Annotated in this window: 17 protein-coding genes; 8 read left to right on the forward strand and 9 right to left on the reverse strand. The window is 37.6% G+C overall.

Annotated features, from left to right (window positions below; genetic code table 11):
• The first annotated feature begins 218 nt into the window (after positions 1-218).
• From V5M36_RS05705 to V5M36_RS05720, 4 genes are all read left to right on the forward strand, one after another.
• Positions 219-1,139 (forward strand): LysR family transcriptional regulator, encoded by a 921-nt coding sequence (locus V5M36_RS05705; RefSeq protein WP_338562918.1) that lies wholly within the window; start codon positions 219-221, stop codon positions 1,137-1,139.
• Positions 1,140-1,869: 730 nt separating this feature from the next.
• The gene (locus V5M36_RS05710) at positions 1,870-3,186 is read left to right on the forward strand and encodes an NCS2 family permease (RefSeq protein ID WP_338562920.1); all 1,317 of its coding nucleotides are present in this window, start codon (positions 1,870-1,872) and stop codon (positions 3,184-3,186) included.
• A 150-nt stretch (positions 3,187-3,336) separates the two neighbouring features.
• The gene (locus tag V5M36_RS05715) at positions 3,337-4,341 is read left to right on the forward strand and encodes an adenosine deaminase (RefSeq protein ID WP_338562922.1); all 1,005 of its coding nucleotides are present in this window, start codon (positions 3,337-3,339) and stop codon (positions 4,339-4,341) included.
• 170 nt (positions 4,342-4,511) lie between these two features.
• The gene (locus V5M36_RS05720; RefSeq protein WP_338562924.1) at positions 4,512-4,862 is read left to right on the forward strand and encodes a hypothetical protein; all 351 of its coding nucleotides are present in this window, start codon (positions 4,512-4,514) and stop codon (positions 4,860-4,862) included.
• Between the two features lie 116 nt (positions 4,863-4,978).
• On the opposite strand, the gene V5M36_RS05725 is transcribed toward V5M36_RS05720, so the two are convergent.
• A complete protein-coding gene (locus tag V5M36_RS05725) occupies positions 4,979-5,533 on the reverse strand; it encodes a cytochrome b (RefSeq protein ID WP_338562927.1) in 555 nt (184 codons plus the stop codon).
• Positions 5,534-5,740: 207 nt separating this feature from the next.
• On the opposite strand from V5M36_RS05725, the gene V5M36_RS05730 reads away from it, so the two are divergent.
• Both V5M36_RS05730 and rnhB read left to right on the forward strand, forming a co-directional pair.
• Complete coding sequence (locus V5M36_RS05730; RefSeq protein WP_338562929.1) at positions 5,741-6,121, forward strand: hypothetical protein; 381 nt, start codon at positions 5,741-5,743, stop codon at positions 6,119-6,121.
• A gap of 58 nt (positions 6,122-6,179) precedes the next feature.
• Positions 6,180-6,752 carry a ribonuclease HII gene (gene rnhB / locus V5M36_RS05735; RefSeq protein ID WP_338562931.1) on the forward strand — a complete coding sequence of 191 codons (573 nt, stop codon included), beginning with the start codon at positions 6,180-6,182 and terminating at the stop codon, positions 6,750-6,752.
• 98 nt (positions 6,753-6,850) lie between these two features.
• Here the strand turns inward: rnhB and csrA are convergent, their stop codons facing one another.
• The 3 genes from csrA to alaS form a co-directional block, all read right to left on the reverse strand.
• Complete coding sequence (csrA, locus tag V5M36_RS05740; protein ID WP_338562934.1) at positions 6,851-7,111, reverse strand: carbon storage regulator CsrA; 261 nt, start codon at positions 7,109-7,111, stop codon at positions 6,851-6,853.
• Between the two features lie 241 nt (positions 7,112-7,352).
• A complete protein-coding gene (locus V5M36_RS05745; protein ID WP_338562937.1) occupies positions 7,353-8,633 on the reverse strand; it encodes an aspartate kinase in 1,281 nt (426 codons plus the stop codon).
• Positions 8,634-8,698: 65 nt separating this feature from the next.
• Positions 8,699-11,392 (reverse strand): alanine--tRNA ligase, encoded by a 2,694-nt coding sequence (gene alaS, locus V5M36_RS05750; protein WP_338562939.1) that lies wholly within the window; start codon positions 11,390-11,392, stop codon positions 8,699-8,701.
• Positions 11,393-11,896: 504 nt separating this feature from the next.
• On the opposite strand from alaS, the gene V5M36_RS05755 reads away from it, so the two are divergent.
• Positions 11,897-12,634, forward strand: coding sequence for a phosphatase PAP2 family protein (locus V5M36_RS05755; RefSeq protein ID WP_338562941.1), 738 nt, complete (start codon positions 11,897-11,899; stop codon positions 12,632-12,634).
• 3 nt (positions 12,635-12,637) lie between these two features.
• Here V5M36_RS05755 and V5M36_RS05760 read toward each other — a convergent pair whose 3' ends face one another.
• From V5M36_RS05760 to V5M36_RS05775, 5 genes are all read right to left on the reverse strand, one after another.
• Complete coding sequence (locus V5M36_RS05760; RefSeq protein WP_338562943.1) at positions 12,638-13,969, reverse strand: sensor histidine kinase; 1,332 nt, start codon at positions 13,967-13,969, stop codon at positions 12,638-12,640.
• Between the two features lie 22 nt (positions 13,970-13,991).
• Positions 13,992-14,654, reverse strand: a complete 663-nt coding sequence (locus V5M36_RS05765; protein ID WP_338562945.1) for a response regulator transcription factor — start codon at positions 14,652-14,654, stop codon at positions 13,992-13,994.
• Positions 14,655-14,755: 101 nt separating this feature from the next.
• Complete coding sequence (locus tag V5M36_RS16045; protein ID WP_445206290.1) at positions 14,756-15,226, reverse strand: transposase family protein; 471 nt, start codon at positions 15,224-15,226, stop codon at positions 14,756-14,758.
• Positions 15,174-15,569 carry a transposase family protein gene (locus V5M36_RS16050; protein ID WP_445206289.1) on the reverse strand — a complete coding sequence of 132 codons (396 nt, stop codon included), beginning with the start codon at positions 15,567-15,569 and terminating at the stop codon, positions 15,174-15,176. Before V5M36_RS16050 ends, V5M36_RS16045 begins: the two co-directional genes overlap by 53 nt.
• 71 nt (positions 15,570-15,640) lie before the next feature.
• Positions 15,641-17,242, reverse strand: coding sequence for a phosphoethanolamine transferase (locus tag V5M36_RS05775; protein ID WP_338562947.1), 1,602 nt, complete (start codon positions 17,240-17,242; stop codon positions 15,641-15,643).
• A gap of 192 nt (positions 17,243-17,434) precedes the next feature.
• On the opposite strand from V5M36_RS05775, the gene V5M36_RS05780 reads away from it, so the two are divergent.
• Positions 17,435-18,472, forward strand: coding sequence for a type I glyceraldehyde-3-phosphate dehydrogenase (locus V5M36_RS05780; protein ID WP_338562950.1), 1,038 nt, complete (start codon positions 17,435-17,437; stop codon positions 18,470-18,472).
• Positions 18,473-19,191 lie beyond the last annotated feature (719 nt).

The raw sequence follows: 19,191 nt of genomic DNA on the forward strand, positions 1-19,191 counted from the left end.
TAATTTAGCTATAAACTTATTTAAAATAATCAAAATAAAAGATTTCTAATAAATAACTGAATTAAATGCTTAAAATAAATATTGAAAGTAGATAACTAGAATTCATCACCAGAATAAAATCATACTATCCTGATAGAACAGTATCGATTAATGTAGTTGTGAATTTGAATCACTAAATTTATGTTATAGTGAATTATATTCAACTTTTTGTGCTGTTTATGCTAGAACTTCGCCATTTAAAAACACTGACTGCTTTGCGCGAACATGGTTCGTTGGTTTCTGCAGCCAATGATTTGTGTTTAACACCTTCTGCAATCTCACACCAACTGCGAGAATTAGATCAGTGGTATGGGGTAGAAGTCGTCAATCGTCGTAGTCGTCCAGTCAGTTTTTCAAATGTTGGCCAACGTCTACTCAAGCTTGCAGATGATGTTTTGCCACAAGTTCAAATTACACAAACTGATATTACCCGTATTGTGCATGGTCAGACTGGACGAATTATTTTCTCTTCAGAATGTCATAGTTGTTTTGATTGGTTAATGCCGTTATTAAATCAATACCGACATCAATATCCAGATGTTGATTTAGATTTTGCATCAGGGTTTGAATCAAATCCGCATGAGCTTCTACAAAATAGTGAATTCGATTTATTGATTACCGCAGATCCTATTGCGTTAAAAGGGATTGAGTATTTCCCGATTTTTGAATATGAGTCTCGATTAGTATTGTCTAATACCCATCCTTTCGTTCGTGCTGAACACGTCACTATTGAGGATTTGGCAGAAGAGACGTTAATTACCTATCCAGTGGACAAGCATCGTCTGGATATCATGGCGAAATTGTTTATACCTGCAAATATTTTACCCAAAAAAATACGCACAACTGATTTAACTCAAATGCTCATTCAATTGGTAGCGAGTGGGCGAGGTGTAGCAGCTTTACCCGATTGGGTCGTAAATGAATATGAACAAAAAGGCTGGGTGACTTCACGTCGTTTAAACTGTGTTTCTGAAAATGGTTTACGTCGAACGTTATATGCAGGTTATCGAACTGATGAAAAAGAAAAAAGCTATTTTGAGGGTTTCTTAAAGCAACTCGATAAGTTTTCTAAGAAAAGAACAACTTATTATTCAGAGTAATGAATTAATAAATAATCTGAGAAATGAGCTGATTCATAAAGAATATTCAAGCAGGTACAAATGTAATGAATAATAAAATGAATCTATGAATTGTAGATTTTCAAAAAAAGACGCTCCATTAAAGCGTCTTTTTTATTTAATTTAACGATTTGAAAGGTTTTAGTCACTATTTTGAATGAGTGTGCAAAGCAGAATTGAAGGCTTTTCGTCCTTTCATCTGCTTTCTCATTAAAGAGCCATCTTTTTGATGCTTTATCTTTAAGATCAGATATTTAAAAACTAAGTTTATATCTAAGTTAAATCTTCGAAATTTTAAAGCCATATATAGATAAATTTTAGCCAACCAAACTTAATCATTGAAAACTGAAATAATTTAAATTTTGCTAAGCGAATCTATTTAAAGAGATTAGTGAAATGAAGGGAAATCTTCAACTGAGAAGACAAGCTCAGTGATGCTTAAATTATAGAAACTGTATGTTATAATTTGTTAAATAATTCCGATACTTTTGAATCAAGTTTGAGTGATCTTCACATCGCTTTAAAATTGTTTAATTGAATCATTCAATAAAGCTGCTGAGATGCAGCTTTTTTAGTTCAGATTCAATTTATCGGAAATGTCATTTTGGTATGTTTTTTGAATGATTCATTCAGGCTATTTAGGTCAGTGAATCATAAACAAACGATCTAAATTAATTTTACGACTAGCTCAAACTTAAGCAGGGGCTCGACAATGACAAATCCAAACTCAACGGGTTTGCTAGAACGCTTATTTAAATTAAGCGAAAACAAAACGACTTTCAGAACTGAGGTTCTTGCGGGTATAACCACATTCTTAACTATGTGTTATATCATCATTGTTAACCCTTTGATTCTGTCTGAAACAGGGATGGATCATGGCGCTGTCTTTGTCGCAACATGTTTGGCTGCTGCCATCGGTTGCTTGGTCATGGGCATTATCGCAAACTATCCAATCGCATTAGCACCTGGTATGGGTTTGAACGCATACTTTACCTATTCAGTTTGTATCGGTATGGGTGTGCCATGGCAAACAGCTTTAGCAGCTGTATTTGTTTCAGGTTTAGTCTTTATTGCGATTAGCATGTTCAAAATCCGTGAAGCGATTGTGAATGCTATTCCTATGTCGTTGAAGTTCGCTATCGGCGGTGGTATTGGTCTGTTCCTTGCCTTAGTTGCGTTAAAAAATTCAGGCATTATCGTTGCAAACCAAGCGACATTTGTTGGCTTGGGTGACTTAAAAGAACCTACAGTCTTATTGTCATTATTCGGTTTCTTTATGGTTGTCGTGATGCATCACTTCAAAGTACGTGGTGCGATCATCATCAGTATTTTGGTCATCACAGGCTTGGCGACTGCACTGGGTTTGAATGAATTTAAAGGTGTTGTTGGTGCAATTCCGTCTATGGCGCCAACATTCATGCAAATGGATTTTGAAGGCTTATTTACAGCATCCTTAATTGGTGTGATTTTTGTCTTTTTTTTGGTTGATTTATTCGACTCAACAGGAACATTGGTGGGCGTTTCTCATCGTGCTGGGTTGCTTAAAGATGGTAAATTACCACGTTTGAAAAAAGCACTTTTTGCAGATTCAAGCGCAATTGTGGCAGGTGCTGCACTGGGTACTTCATCGACAACCCCATATATTGAATCATCTGCAGGTGTTGCAGCGGGTGGTCGTACGGGTTTGACTGCTGTTGTGGTCGGTTTGTTATTTGTGGCATGTTTATTCTTAGCACCACTTGCACAATCTGTTCCTGGTTTTGCCACAGCTCCAGCATTGTTATTTGTTGGTGTACTGATGATTCAAGGTATTACCAATATTGATTGGGAAGATATTACAGAAGCTGTACCGGCTTTCTTGACCATCATCTTTATGCCATTTGCCTATTCAATTGCCGATGGTATCGCAATGGGTTTTATTAGCTATGCATTAATAAAATTGTTTACTGGTAAAGCAAAAACTGTTCCTTATATGGTTTGGATTATTGCACTGCTTTGGGTTCTGAAATTTGCAATGTATGGCGGTTAAGCCCTCAAATGTTGCTGAGGGTGTAAACGCTGTTTACACCCTTTTTTATAAAATGAGTTTTTGTTTTTTATTTAATTTTTAATTTGAATCTCTTTATCATTTTGATAAGGGTTTTGAGTAGAGTTTTAACGACAGTTTTGAGGATTGAACATGAAGCAATTAGCGCTTATTCGTGCATTACCTAAAGCAGAATTACACGTACATATTGAAGGAACGTTTGAGCCTGAACTCATGTTTTCGATCGCTCAGCGAAATCAAATTGATATTCCATACAAGTCTGTTGAAGACGTAAAACAAGCCTATAATTTTCATAATTTACAGTCATTTTTAGATATCTATTATGCTGGTGCCGCAGTACTGATTCATGAACAAGATTTTTATGATTTAGCATGGGCATATTTTGAGAAATGTGCTGAAGATCATGTGGTACATACAGAAATGTTCTTTGATCCACAGACGCATACTGATCGTGGTATTGCATTTGAAGTGGTTTTAAATGGCTTAAAACGTGCTTGCGACGATGCCAAAGAAAAACTGGGCATTAGCTCACACTTGATTATGTGTTTCTTACGCCACTTAAGTGAAGAAGCTGCATTTAAAACCTTAGAACAAGCTTTACCATTCAAAGATCATATTATTGGTGTGGGTTTAGACTCAAGTGAAGTCGGTCATCCACCATCGAAGTTTGAGCGTGTTTTTGCTCAGGCACGTGAAGCAGGTTTCTTGATTGTTGCGCATGCAGGTGAAGAAGGGCCAGCTGAATATGTTTGGGAAGCTTTGGATTTATTAAAAGTAAATCGTATTGATCATGGTGTGCGTTCAGAAGAAGATCCAGTGCTTATGCAGCGATTGATTCTCGAAAAAATGCCCCTGACAGTTTGTCCATTAAGTAACTTAAAGCTACATGTAGTTCAAGATATGGCGGAGCATAATATTCGTCGTTTGTTACAGCAAGGTGTGCATGTGACGGTTAATTCAGATGATCCATCATACTTTGGCGGTTATATGAATGATAACTTTATTGCGATTACTGAAGCGCTAGATTTAACTGAGGATGAACTTAAGCAATTAGCGATTAACTCATTCGAAGCGTCATTTATTTCAGATGCTGAAAAACAAGCATGGAAAAATAAAATTTTGGCCCTTGCTGTATAAGTGGGTTAAAAGGTTTTTGAAATAAAAAATGACCCAAGTCAAAAGTATTCTGGCTTGGGTTTAAATCACTCAGTATTTTTAAAATATAATATTATCAAATCCAATATTCTCAAATTTAGTATCCTCAAACCCAGTATTCTCAAATCGATTACTCTAAAGAATGATTTAACATGAAATATCGTCTCAGACTTGTTTTAACGATCATCGTATTGGCTGGCTGTATCGCGGGTTGTAGTGATGCATCTGTTGCAAAAAATATGCTGAAGCCAGTCATTAAAAATCAATGTGCACAAGAATTAGAGCAATCTAAACTCTGGAAGGTCAGTACTTATTTAATGACTACATCGAAGAAACAGCAAGTTGCTCAAGACGTATGTGAATGTGTTGCGGAAAATGCACTTACCTATATACCCAGCAAGGATTTACTTCGTGCCATGCTGGATGAAGAGGTAAAAAAACAAGTGACTCAAAAAGCAGTATTGAATAGTGTTAAAGCGTGTATTTTGCAGAGCAAAGAATAAAGCACCATCATCGATATCGATAAATAGTGCTGTATTGAGTGAATGTTTAGAACGAATTTTAATGACTAAAATGAATTTTATTCACATAAAATAAGTGACTCAAAAAGTCGAGTTTCTTATTTATCGCGTTTCAACATACTGTTTAAGACATTATCTTTGTCTATAAAGTGATGCTTAAGTGCCGCTGCAATATGGCCAACTAACAATAGACCTGCTGCCCATGAAATCCAGATGTGTAAAGGTTTCACGATTGCGGTAACCGCAGGATTTTCACCAATTAAAGCGGGAATATCGAAAAGATAAAGGACGGGTGCAGGGTAGCCCACGCTCCAACTGTATAAACAACCAGTGATGGGTAAGGCCAACAGCATAAAATAAAGTGCCAAATGCCCAAGATGCGCGGCTTTTTTCATCGCAGGGGACATTGAGTGGGGAAGCTCTGGAGTAGGATGGGTATAACGCCAAAAAATACGAACAACCACCAAGAAGATAATAGTTGTGGCAATATTTTTATGCAAACTAATCACATCGCCTTTAAAACTGCCATCGACATCATAGCTCAAGAAGTTACCACTATAAAAACCAATAATCCAAGCCAAAATAAAGATAATCGCCATAAGCCAGTGTAAAACTTGTGCTGTTCGCGTGTAATACTGGGAGGTATTTTTCATTTTAAGATTCTGTTATTTTGTTGGGCTTATGCTAAAGCAACTGAATTAAGAAAGTAAGACATCGGATAGAACAGTGTGTTGAGAATCTGCAACAATAAGTGCTGTCAAAGTGTGCATCTAGGCTGCTTTACTCAAATAGATATTTCTTAATATTTGAACTTTGGGCAAAATACCGCTACATGTTGAAAATATGATAAGGATAAAATTGTGAAAAAATTAATCGCATTACTTGCGCCAATCGCTTTAGCTTTATCTGCTTGTGCTACAGGTACAACAGAAAATGGAACGACTGCATCGAGCACGACTCAACAATTGGGTTCTGCAGCACTTAAAATTGCCATTAATGCAAAATGTACCACTGAGTTAAATAACCTTGCTGCTTGGCAGACTGCAACAAAGTTGATGACTACAGATCAAAAAAATAATATCCAAACAGAAATTTGTGGTTGTGTAAGTGAAAAAGCACCTCAAAGTGTTACCACTGTAGATTTAGCAACAGCAGCCATTGATCCAACTGCACGTGCAACCATCGTTTCTAATGTTGTCACAAAAACGATTAATGCGTGTGTAGCTGAAGCTGTAAAGTAAACACTTGATATAATAAGAGCAGGCTGATATTTCAGCCTCTTTTTTTTGGGAATGAGATATGTTAATTGCGGGTACTGATGAAGCTGGACGTGGTCCATTGGTGGGTGCTGTGGTTGCGGCAGCTGTAATTTTAGATCCAAACCGACCGATTGAAGGCTTGAATGATTCTAAAAAATTAACTGAGAAAAAAAGAGAAAAACTGTTTATTGAGATTCAAGAAAAAGCGATTGCATGGGCAATAGCTGAAGCGACTCATGAAGAAATTGATGACATTAATATTTTACAGGCATCATTACTTGCAATGCGACGTGCTGTTGAAGCCTTAAATATTTGTCCAGATCATGTCCGTGTCGATGGAAATAAATTGGTGCACGGTCTAGAGATGAGTTGTGAAGCCGTCATTGGGGGGGATGCGATACATCAAGAAATTTCTGCTGCAAGTATTCTGGCGAAAGTCACTCGTGATCGTCAAATGGTCGCGTTAGATCAGAAATATCCTCAGTATGGTTTTGCCAAACATAAGGGGTATCCAACAAAAGCGCATTTTGAGGCGATTGCACTACATGGTGTGATTAATGAACACCGTCGTAGTTATGGCCCAGTCAAGAAAGCATTGGGGTTATTGGACTAAAGTGAACATTATTTAAATCAATTAAGCCTTATTCATCATTGTTTTAGATAAATTTAAAGCGGCTAAGTAGCCGCTTTAGTACCAAAATCATTAAAATCTTAGCGATTAAAATCATTCTGCGTCACCGTCGCATTCTCTTCTTCAAAAGATGGTTGGTATTCTTGATCTAAGTGCTGCAAATGTTCATGCATTGCACGTTCATGTTGAATTCTTTGATAGATTTCTTCACGATGTACTGATACTTCTTTGGGTGCATTTACACCAATACGTACTTGATTGCCTTTGACACCGAGTACAGTAACACTGACTTGGTCTCCAATCATTAATGTTTCCCCGACACGACGGGTAAGAATCAGCATGTTTATCTCCTTGCTTATACGCTAAACCTGCGATAGTTTTTTCAAAAAGCGAAACAACAACCTCGGTATTTACGAGAAATTTTAACAGATAATTGTGATGAAATATGCAATCTCGTCACAAGACTATTTAAATCTTACAAAAAACCTTCTGGGCTAATATAACAGAGCCACTATAAAAAAAACTATAGTGGCTCATAATATTTATGCATCTTCATAGTATCTAAAATACTATGAATTGTGATTATGCACGTACGCTAGATTCACCACTTTCACGATCTAAACCAAATGCAGTGTGTAAAGCACGAACGGCAAGTTCTAAATAACGTTCATCAATGATCACAGAAATCTTAATTTCTGAAGTAGAGATCATTAAAATATTAATTCCTTCATCTGCAAGTGAAGTAAACATTGTGCTCGCAACGCCTGCATGTGAGCGCATACCAACACCAACGATCGATACTTTTACAATATTGTCACGTGTAGACACTTCACGCGCACCAATTTTTGCTGCAGTTGCTTCGAGAATCGCTTTTGCTTTGGCAAGTTCAGTACGATTTACAGTAAAGGTAAAATCAGTTGTACCATCTTCCTCAACATTCTGGATGATCATATCCACTTCAATGTTGGCAGCACTAATAGGCGATAGGATTTTAGAAGCAATACCTGGTTCATCAGGCACACCTAAAATAGTCAATTTTGCTTCATCACGGTTAAAAGCAATACCCGAAATAATTGGCTGTTCCATATTATCTTCCGCTTCAGTGGTAATCAAAGTGCCGACGTTATTTTTGAAGTCTTCGTCGAATGCGCCATCATTGTCATTATCAAAACTTGATAATACGCGTAAAGGGACTTGATATTTCCCTGCAAATTCTACAGAGCGAATTTGTAAAACTTTTGAACCCAGAGATGCCATTTCGAGCATTTCTTCAAAAGAAATACGATCAATTTTTTTGGCTTTAGGTGCAACGCGTGGATCTGTGGTGTAAACACCATCAACATCTGTGTAAATTTGGCATTCATCGGCTTTTAACGCAGCAGCAATCGCTACACCAGATGTATCTGAGCCCCCACGACCCAGTGTAGTCGTGTTGCCATTTTCATCAAAGCCTTGGAAACCAGCAACAACTAAAACACGACCAGCATTTAAGTTTTCTGTTAATACATCCGTATTAATAGACTCAATACGTGCTTTATTAAAGGCGCTGTCCGTTTTAAGTCCGACTTGGCGACCTGTTAATGACTTCGCTTCAACACCAATAGAGTTAAGCGCCATCGATAACATTGCAATCGTTACCTGTTCACCCGTAGAAACCATTTGGTCAATTTCACGAGGATCAGGTGTCTCGGTTATGGCTTTGGCTAAAGCAAGCAGGCGATTCGTTTCGCCACTCATTGCTGAAACCACAACCACCACTTGGTGACCATGATCATGCCAACGCTTAACACGACGAGCAACATTTAAAATGCGCTCGGGAGTACCCATAGAAGTACCGCCATATTTTTGAACGATTAGTGCCATAGTTGTTCCATAAAAGCCATGACCCTGAAAACACCTTCAGGGTCCGTTACACAAAAATTGAAGTCTTATTTTGTTTCTAACCAAGCAGTTAATGCTGCCATGGTTGGTGCAAACTTCTCGTTAAGTGGCGCGCCACCTTGTGCCAAATCAGGCTTACCACCACCTTTACCACCAAGCTCATTTGCTAAGTGTTTAATGATGTCACCTGCTTTAATGTGAGCAGTAAAGTCTTTTGCAACCGATGCAATTAAGCTGACTTTGTCATCATCTACACCTGCAAGGACAATAACGGCATTGTCTAGTTTAGATTTCACACCGTCATGCAAATTACGAAGTGATTTTGCATCCATATTTTGAACAGTCGTTATCAATGTTGTACGACCAGCAATTGTTTGAACTTGGCTTAAAAGTTCTGATGCTTGGAAATGCGCTAACTTTTGATTCAACTGTTCAATTTGTTTTTGCAACTGATGTGCGGTTTCAACGACTGCTTCAACTTTTTCGACAGTTTGATGGTTTTGTGCTTTCAACAAACTGTTAATGTGTTGAACATTTCGCTCAGTGTTTTGAATCATATCAACAGCTTTGCTGCCAGTCACTGCCTCAATACGACGAATACCAGCCGCTACGCCACCTTCAGAGGTGATTTTAAACAGACCGATATCACCTGTACGTTTGACGTGAATACCACCACAAAGTTCGATTGAAAAGTTTTTATCTTCAATCACAGAACCCATTGAAAGTACACGGACTTCATCACCATATTTCTCACCGAACAACATCATCGCGCCTTTAGCTTTTGCAGACTCGATATCAAGTAGTTCTGTAGAAACAGGTGTGTTTGCAATAACTTCAGCGTTTACGAGACGTTCAATCTCTTGGATTTGTTCTAAAGAAACAGGTTGGTCATTGGCAAAGTCAAAACGTAAAATATCGCTTGCAACCAAAGAACCTTTTTGTTGTACATGTGAGCCTAATACTTGACGTAAAGCCGCATGTAACAAATGGGTTGCAGAGTGGTTACGAGCAGTTGCAGCACGAATATCGGCTTTAACAATTGCTTCTACCTGTTGAGTCGCCTTTAAGCTTCCGACAGTAACGATTCCTTGATGGACAAAAGCACCACCAGATTTCTTGGTGTCTTGAACTTCAAAAATACCCGTTTCGTTTTTGAATAGGCCCGTATCACCAATTTGACCGCCGCTTTCAGCATAGAAAGGGGTTTGGTTAAGGACAATTAATGCGTCATCGCCTTCAACGACTTCATCAACTTGTTCGCCATCTTTATAGATTGCAATAATTTGACCTTGGCTTTGAGTTGCATCATAGCCATCAAATTGTGTTTCGCCTTCAACATTCACAATGGTGTTGTAGTCGATTGAGAACTTACCAGCATCACGTGCGCGTTGACGTTGAGCAGCCATTTCTACTTCGAAACCTGCTTCATCAATTGTGAGTTCACGTTCACGTGCGATGTCTGCAGTTAAGTCAGCAGGGAAGCCGTAAGTATCATAAAGCTTAAATACCACCGCACCTGGAATAACAGAACCTTTCAAATTCGCTAATTCACCTTCAAGCAATTTCAAACCTTGCTCTAAGGTTTTCGCGAACTGTTCTTCTTCTTTCAGTAACTGCGCTTCTATACGAGCTTGTTGTGCTGCAAGTTCAGGATATGCATCACCCATGACAGCAATTAACGGCTGTAACATTTTATGGAAGAATGAACCTGTTGCACCGAGTTTGTTACCATGACGAACTGCTCGACGGATAATACGACGCAGCACATAACCACGGCCTTCGTTTGAAGGATTAACACCATCTGCGATTAAGAAGCAGCATGAACGTGCATGGTCAGCAACAACTTTAAGTGAAGCTGGATATTCAACAGCTTTGTTTTCAGCTTTTGCAGTGGCTTCAAGATCAGAGGTATCTAAACCAATGATTTCAGCAGCAGGTTTTAATAAGTTTTGGAATAGGTCGATTTCATAGTTTGAATTGACGTGTTGTAATACCGCAGAAATACGTTCCAAGCCCATGCCTGTATCAACAGAAGGCGCAGGAAGAGGGTGCAATACACCATCCGCAGTGCGGTTAAACTGCATGAAGACGTTGTTCCAGATTTCAATGAAACGATCGCCATCTTCTTCAGGAGAACCTGGTAGGCCACCCCAAATATGATCACCGTGATCAAAGAAAATTTCAGAACATGGACCACAAGGACCTGTGTCACCCATTGCCCAGAAGTTATCAGATGCGTATTGACCACCTTTGTTATCACCAATACGGATAATGCGGCTTGCATCTAGACCAATTTCTTTGTTCCAGATATCGAATGCTTCATCATCTGTATGATAAACAGTGGCATAAAGTTTATCTTTTGGTAGTGCTAACCAATTTTCACCTGTTAGAAAATCCCAAGCAAAAGTAATGGCATCACGTTTAAAATAATCACCGAAAGAAAAGTTACCGAGCATTTCAAAGAAAGTATGGTGACGAGCTGTATAGCCAACATTGTCTAAATCGTTGTGTTTACCACCAGCACGGACACATTTTTGTGAACTCGTTGCACGTACATAATCACGTTTTTCAAGACCTAAAAAACAGTCTTTGAATTGGTTCATGCCCGCGTTAGTAAACAATAAAGTCGGGTCATTGGCTGGTACGAGAGAACTCGACGCGACACGTGTATGCCCTTGCGACTCAAAGTAACGCAAAAATGCTTCACGGATTTCAGCGGATGTCATTAAACGAGTACTCACAACCAAGTCACTCCATATATTCGTATTTGGCAAAAGCATTCAGATTGAGTCTAACGAATGATTGCTCACTTCTGAATGCAGGCTTAATTTTTTAAAACGCCAAATTATAACGGAAAATACCTGTTCAACCAATGATTATTAGGCAAATTTGAACTTTAAGTAAAATGCTAAGAAGCTTTATATCAATGAGGATTTAAAAGTGATTGTCATTGAACAATATTCAAGCATCACAGTTTAGGCTGGTGCTCATATTAAGATCTAAATTTTTGAAGCGGTATTTTAGAAGCGGTATTTTAAAAGCAATGCTTTTGAAGTAATGTTTTCGAGGTAAAAATTTAGAAGGAATAGAACTCGTTCATAAGTTAAAAAAAATGGTATATCAAAGAAGTCTAATTTTTAAGTTTTGATTAAGTTAGTGCTGACATGATGGCCTAAAATATTTAAATACATCGTCTTATGTCATCTCTTTCTAAATTTGCCATCTCTCAAATCATTGTCATCTTCATGCTCGTTTTGATTTTATATGTATTTTTTCCTGTCGCAGGAGCATTGGATCGTAATATTATTGAAAACTGGATGACATCACAGGGTGATTTTTATCTGAGAGAGCATTGGGCTTTGGCGACATTAGGACATCAATACGTTAAGTGGATATTGATATTTTGTATGTTGTTGGTTTTGTTGCGATGGATTTTATCTTTTAATTTTAAGCATAGTAAAACTAAGCTAAATAAAAATAATGAAAGTAAAAGCAATGAAAGTAAAACGAAGGAAATTAAAACCAAGCATAGTAAAACAAAGCAAAGTCAGTCTAAGCAAAATTCTGAGAATCAATGGCGTTCTGGCTATTTCTTTTTGATGTTGCTGTTCCCCATTATTTTGATTGGAATTTTAAAAGCACATTCAGTACATGCTTGCCCTTGGAATATGACCCTCAGTGCACAGGATCATTTTAATTGGATATTGAATGCTACAGCAGGGCATTGCTTCCCCGGTGGACATGCATCAGCAGGCTTTAGCATTTTGGCTGGCTACTTTGTATATCGTGATCGAGATACAAAGCTAGCGCATTTTTATTTAATTGCAGGGATTGTACTGGGGTTTGCAATGGGCTGGGCACAAATGATGCGTGGCGCGCATTTCCTCAGTCATAATCTTTGGACAGGCGTGATTATATGGACTGTTAATGTCGTAAGTTATTTGATTTTCTATTCAAAATTAAATCCCAAACGATCCTCTTAACCATTAAGCAGGCGTCATATTGATGGGTAATTTTACCGTAACTTTTAAGCCACCCAAGTCATCACTTTTTGCAAAAACGAGCTGACCACCTAGACGCTCAGTGGCTTTATTGACAATCGATAATCCTAAACCACTGCCAATTTCGGTATGATTCTCGATTCGATAAAAGCGCTTTAAAATCTCACTATATTGGTTTGGATCAATACCGGGGCCGCTATCTTCAATATCAATTAATGCATAATCTGATTGTTTTGATAACGAGACATTAATCATGCCGTTTTGCGGCGTATACTTTATGGCATTATCAATTAAATTATAAATAATAGAATGAATCGCGGATTCATCGCTATGCATAAAAATATCAGGGTGTTCGGTTAAGCCTAAGTCAATATTTTTTTGAAGCGAAAAGGGAATGAGCTGCTCAATACAATTAAAAGCGATCTCGCTCAATTTGAAGTCTTGATAATGAATCAAAGAGGGAAGTGTCGTATCTTGTTGAGCAAGACTGAGTAATTGCGCGACAAGATGCTGAATACGAGCAAGTCCTTTGCTGTGTTGTTGCAAGGCATTTGAATCTGGAAACTCTTTTAATAAAATCGTACTTTGCAAATTTAAAGCCGTAATTGGTGTTCGCAGTTCGTGTGCGGCATCAGCAATGAATTGCCGCTGTTCTTGTTGCCCCAGTGAAATTTTTTCAAATAGACGATTTATTTCTTGGATGGTGGGCATGATTTCATCTGGATATGCTTGATGATCAATCGGATGTAAATCATTGGGTTGACGTTGTGCCAAGGCTAATTTTAAATCTTCTAGAGGTCGTAGACTCAGCACAATAATCCAACTTAAACCAATGATCATTAAAGTCATTAAAGGTATAAAGGGGAGGAAGATACTGGTTGCCAGTTCAAGCGCCAGTTGTTTACGAACAGATTGCTGTTGGCTGACTTGAATCTGTACATCATCGAGTGGTAAGACATAAGTGTACCAAAGCTCATTATTGGCTTTGTGGGTATAAAATCCTGCTTCATTGACGGGTTGAACGAGTAAGTTTAAAGGATGTTTTTGATCACTGTGATCTTTGTAGGCCCAAACATCGACAAATAGATCTTCTTCTTCATAGTGTTTATTAGGATTGAAATCACTTTGCGTTAATACGGTTTCTGCTTCAATTGAATGTTTAGCCAAATAACGCATCTGTGCATCAATAATTTCGCTAGATTCATGTAGTGCAATTAAATAGGCTGAAAGCATTAACAAGCAGCCCATGACCAGGCTAAAAATGAGCGTATAGAGCAATAAGGTTTTACGTAATGAGAAACTTTTGAATAGTTTCATAAATGGCGTCTCAAGTTAGCCTTTATCCCAGTCGATAGCCTAAGCCACGGATATTTCTTATGAAATCTTTACCAAGTTTAGAGCGTAAATGATGGATATACACTTCCACGGTATTACTGCTGATTTCATGTTCGAAACTATAAAGTTTTTCTTCTAAATTTGCTTTAGAAAAAATTTTATTGGGATGGTTTAACAGCGCCCGTAATAAAGCCCATTCTCGATTTGAAAGTTCAATCGGTTGACCATGAAACGTTGCTGCTACATTGGTTTCATCAAGTATGAGTCCAGCATGACTCAAGATCGAATTATTCTCTGTAGGATTTTTACTTCGTCTTAAGAGCGCATGTATGCGTGCCAAAAGCTCATCAAATTCATAAGGTTTAATGAGATAATCATCTGCACCGTGATTGAGTCCATCTATTCTTTGTTGCAATTGATCACGTGCTGAGATAATAAACACGGGCAAATTAGGTTGATGCTGACGGATGTTTTTGAGTACGCTCATACCGTCCATCATCGGTAAGCCTAAATCCAAAATGACCAAGTCGACTTTGTGTTCTTTAATGTATTTGAGACCCACTAAGCCGTTATTGACCCATTCCACTTGAAAGCCGTGATAAGTCAATAGTGTGACCGTCGACTCAGCAATCATGAAGTCATCTTCGATTAATAAAATCTGTGTCATGCTCGCCGCCTTATACTGAACTATTACATTGATTCAGCATATTGAACTCTGAATTCATGACTTCTGATTTTATATCTAATACATTAGACCTCTTTCATAAGTCACTTTTTGCTCAATTCCATGTTGTAAATTCCAGCAATTAAATTGAATCTTAAGCCGAGTCTTTTTCCTCTATTTCGGTAACGTTCAGCAAGTATTTTAAAATACTTCAGCGCACCAAAAACATGTTCAACAAGGATTCTTCTTTTATTGATTTCTCGATTGTATTTTTTAAGCTCAGGATCTAATGTACAGCCTTTTTTTGCTTTCAACGGAAGCAAACTGTTTGCGTAGATATTATGAATACCCTGATAGCCTTTATCCGCTAATAGAAATGAATTCTTAGGAATTAAATTTAAGTTTCTTTTGAATAACTCAAAATCATGCACCGCACCTTTACACATACATAAACTGAGTATTTCTCGTGTTTTAGCATGAATAATCGCTTGTACTTTAAAGGTATGTGTCTTTTTCTTACCGCTATAGCTTTTCTTCTGTTTTTTTGGGCCGTTGAATGGGTATTTCTGTGGCATCGATGATGACAACATTCCAATCAATGCCTTCACCTTGAGGCAAATCCTTCGGTAAATTAAAAAGATTAGACTGGATTAAGCAGTCTTCAACATGCCGAACAATTCTTGAAGCCGTCGGCTCTGAAACACCATAACTGGTCGCAACATGAAATAAGGTTCGATATTCACGCCAATAGCTTAGACTCAAAAGAACTTGATCTTCTATGCTTAATTTAGCGGGTCTACCCGTAGTTGGTAAATGCTTTTTCAATTGCTCAACCATTAAATAAAAAGTTGAGTATGAGATGCCTGTATAACGCTTAAACTGCGGGTCAGAAAGCTTTTTAGAGTCGATATATTTCATACTGAAATTATGCATCAATTTCACAAAGTTAAGGGTACATATAATCACCAAAAAGATGACTGTTTTTTGAGTTATGAAAGAGATCTATTTAATAAAGTAGAAAATAAATAATCTTGGCTTAGCGGTTTTTGCTGATTATTGCTGAGACAAGCCACTTGTTGTGCATTATGTTGTCGCCATTTTTCTGAAAACCACAAGACCATTGGAACATGGGTTTGTTGGCTTGGCGCTATCGCGTAAGGTGATCCATGCAGATATAAACCGTGTTCACCCGTAGATTCACCATGATCAGAAAGATACCAAAATGCAGTTTGATAATGAGGTAATTGTTTTAAGGTATCAATGGTGTCGCTCAATACATGGTCAGTATAAACAATTGAATTATCATAGCTATTGATGAGTTCTTGTTGACTGCAACCCTGTATCGATTTGCTTTCACACATGGGTTTAAAGTGCTGATATTGAGGTGTGGATCGTTTGTAATATGCAGGTCCATGACTTCCCATTTGGTGTAATACAATCAATCGAGGTTGAGTGTCTGTGCTTTTAATCTGCTCGATATAGCGTTTTAAACTATCAACCAAAATTTCGTCCAAACATTCTTTATCTGCATCACACCATTTTGCTTTGATGTCTTGTGGAATCGTATATTGCTCAACACGATTACAGACGTCTTTACATCCAGAATTGTTGTCAATCCATGTCACTTTGTAGCCTGCTCGCTGTGCAATGTCGAGTAACCCTTCACGGTTTAGTGCTATATCTTCTTTATAATTTTTTCTTTGCATTCCCGAAAACATACAAGGCAAAGACACCGCCGTTGCTGTACCGCAACTACTGACTTGGCTAAAATTCAAAGTATCTTGTTTTTGCAGTTCTGGATTGGTGTTTTTCGCATATCGATTGAGTGAAAAGCTTTCTGCACGTGCGGTTTCACCGACAACCAAGACCATGAGTTTCGGCATATTTTCTTGTTGTATATTTTGGACGCGATGAGCATCTGTGCCGTAATGGACCAAAGGAAGATTCTTTTTAGGCGCTTTTTTTAGATAATATGATGTCGTTGAAGCAATTAAATTTTGTGGGGAAATCATTCCTTTTAAATCGCGGTTTTCTCTAAAAATCGCGGCATAATCCACATAGTAGATAAATAGTGTACCGCATAGGATGATGCTCGCACTAAATATGTGGATGATTTTAAAACCAAATTCTTTAACCAAAGGACGTTTTTGAATAGGAAGGTAAATAAACAACAGAACAGGCAAGATCACAAAGAAAAAAAACCACTTTAATAATGCCCAAGACATTAGATCTAGACTTTCATTCAGGTTGGTTTGGATTGCATTTTGGATTTGATCGGGTGAAATAATGACCCCCAAATTGGTGACAAAGTAGCTGCTTAATCCTCCAAATAAAATTAAAACAACGCTCATCACTTTTACGGTATAGGGCCACAAAAGTATTTGCATTAAAAGATGATATGCCGATATGACAATAATCATGGAAGAGACAATAAATAATATTGAATTCAAGCCGATGTAAGGCGTTAAGGCCCTTAATTTACTATAAAAACTGATATTTAACGCAATGGCTAACCACGTCGAAAGTAGTAATGAATATTGATTCAAACTTAAAGTGGGTAAACGGATTTTATTTGATTTTATAAACAGCATAACGACACTGATGAAATAAAGATAAGATTCGAACTATAGAATTTGAATCTTAAAACTGACTTAAAATGAATCTAATCAGCATGCTTCATAAGTCAAATAAAATATGGCGCTGAAAATAAGCCACCAAGAAACTCGAAATCCGTTAAAATACGAAACACTTAATGCTCAATCTATTCAATATACAGAGGCAACATGCAACGTATCGCTATTAATGGTTTTGGACGAATCGGCCGCAATGTATTACGTGCTTGGTTTGAAAATCCAAAAGATTTCAATTTTGAAATTGTGGCCATTAACGATATCGCGGATGTAGAAACACTGATTCATCTGTTTAAATATGATACGACGCACGGTAGGTTTAAGGGCGATGTAGAGCTGATCTATCGTGATCAACTCCCTTATTTAGACATCGCAATGGGGCAAGCACACCTTAGCGTTCAGGTCTTAAATCAGGCGAATCCAGAACATTTGACGTGGGGCGATCTGAATATTGACGTGGTTTTGGAGTGTACGGGTTTATTTCGGTCACGCGAAGCTGCGACCAAACATATTCAGGCTGGTGCTCATCGGGTGATTATTGGTGCTGCTCCATTTGACAGTGTTGATGCCGCGATCGTCTATGGTGTTAATCATCATGAAGTAAAAGCAGAAGATCAGATCATTTCAAGTGTTTCCTGTACCACTCAAGCTTTAGTGCCTTTGGTAAAAATTGTTGATGATGCATTCGGGATCGATACCGCTTTGATGACTGAAATTCATGCTTTAACTGCAGATCAGTCTGTATTGGATCAGGCACACCGAGATTTACGTCGAGCGCGAGCATCGGGACAAAATATTATTCCAACGACATCATCGGCTTTGGGTGCATTGAAAAATGTTATGCCTAAAATGGAAAATCGCATCGACGGTTATTCGATTCGTGTACCTACCATTAATGTGGCTGCAATTGATTTAACTTTTACCTCTTTAAATGAAATCAATGTTGTTTCCTTAAATGATGCGCTGATTAAAGCTGCACGTCATGAATACACAGAAATTATGGATGTGACCGATGAGCCATTGGTGTCTTCGGACTTTAATCACTCACCCTATTCATTGATTGTTGATTTAACGCAAACCATGGTCGTAGGTAAGCAAGCCAAAGTTTTTGCTTGGTATGATAATGAATGGGGCTATGCCAACCGTTTATTAGACTTATGTGATTCTTTTTATAAACAAACGAAATTATAAACTGAGAAATAAGTCCGCTTGTTTATCAGTGATAGTAATGAAATTGAGACTGGAAAAAGCTAGCGTGTAATCTTTCATTTGATTGATTTTATAGGCTTTAAATTGAAGGTATGACGAATATTAAAGCAGAGAAAGCGGTCTTTAAAGTAAGGAAAGCAGTCTTTAAAGTCGAGATAACGGACTTTAAACTTGTCATAAAAAGTTAAAAGCTAAGTTTAAGTTATTCAATTTTTGACTGAAATATTGGTTATTTGAAGTGATTAATATTCTGGCTTTATTTGCTGTAGTGACAGAATGACTGTCCGAAAATATTCTTATGTTAATTGAATACAATCATTCTTTTGGAATTCATTATTCAAAAAACACACTTATCATGAGTATTGCCTCATCTTCACATTCTTCCAAAGGGAGAAGGAATTTTTTAACTATCAATTTTATTCCCATTCAATGATCATTTTTCGACTTATGAAAAAAATCTAATGATTCCTATTTTGAATAATTTGATCAGCTTGAGTTTTACCGACTGATAAAAAGTAATGGCATGATTGATATATAAATATTGAAAATATTGTGCTGTTAATTTTGATTCGAATGAAACTTTAAGTACAAACAAAATTTGCTGATTTTTATAAAAAAGTCAGGTGCAGAGCGAAAACTATCGTGGTAGACTAGGAGAAATCGGGTGTGTTCCCGATTTTTTTATGCGGATTCGTTCCGCA

This window comes from Acinetobacter sp. KS-LM10, assembly GCF_036896575.1.
In the GTDB taxonomy this organism is placed as follows: domain Bacteria; phylum Pseudomonadota; class Gammaproteobacteria; order Pseudomonadales; family Moraxellaceae; genus Acinetobacter; species Acinetobacter avistercoris.

Excerpts from the sequence above, each read along its gene's own strand:
- V5M36_RS05775 (WP_338562947.1), bottom strand. The coding sequence starts at position 17,242 with ATGCTGTTTATAAAATCAAATAAAATCCGTTTACCCACTTTAAGTTTG.
- V5M36_RS05715 (WP_338562922.1), top strand. The coding sequence starts at position 3,337 with ATGAAGCAATTAGCGCTTATTCGTGCATTACCTAAAGCAGAATTACAC.
- V5M36_RS05725 (WP_338562927.1), bottom strand. The coding sequence starts at position 5,533 with ATGAAAAATACCTCCCAGTATTACACGCGAACAGCACAAGTTTTACAC.
- V5M36_RS05780 (WP_338562950.1), top strand. The coding sequence starts at position 17,435 with ATGCAACGTATCGCTATTAATGGTTTTGGACGAATCGGCCGCAATGTA.
- V5M36_RS05705 (WP_338562918.1), top strand. The coding sequence starts at position 219 with ATGCTAGAACTTCGCCATTTAAAAACACTGACTGCTTTGCGCGAACAT.
- V5M36_RS05765 (WP_338562945.1), bottom strand. The coding sequence starts at position 14,654 with ATGACACAGATTTTATTAATCGAAGATGACTTCATGATTGCTGAGTCG.
- V5M36_RS16050 (WP_445206289.1), bottom strand. The coding sequence starts at position 15,569 with ATGAAATATATCGACTCTAAAAAGCTTTCTGACCCGCAGTTTAAGCGT.
- V5M36_RS05760 (WP_338562943.1), bottom strand. The coding sequence starts at position 13,969 with ATGAAACTATTCAAAAGTTTCTCATTACGTAAAACCTTATTGCTCTAT.
- rnhB (WP_338562931.1), top strand. The coding sequence starts at position 6,180 with ATGTTAATTGCGGGTACTGATGAAGCTGGACGTGGTCCATTGGTGGGT.
- V5M36_RS05745 (WP_338562937.1), bottom strand. The coding sequence starts at position 8,633 with ATGGCACTAATCGTTCAAAAATATGGCGGTACTTCTATGGGTACTCCC.
- V5M36_RS05755 (WP_338562941.1), top strand. The coding sequence starts at position 11,897 with ATGCTCGTTTTGATTTTATATGTATTTTTTCCTGTCGCAGGAGCATTG.
- V5M36_RS05720 (WP_338562924.1), top strand. The coding sequence starts at position 4,512 with ATGAAATATCGTCTCAGACTTGTTTTAACGATCATCGTATTGGCTGGC.
- V5M36_RS16045 (WP_445206290.1), bottom strand. The coding sequence starts at position 15,226 with ATGCCACAGAAATACCCATTCAACGGCCCAAAAAAACAGAAGAAAAGC.
- V5M36_RS05710 (WP_338562920.1), top strand. The coding sequence starts at position 1,870 with ATGACAAATCCAAACTCAACGGGTTTGCTAGAACGCTTATTTAAATTA.
- csrA (WP_338562934.1), bottom strand. The coding sequence starts at position 7,111 with ATGCTGATTCTTACCCGTCGTGTCGGGGAAACATTAATGATTGGAGAC.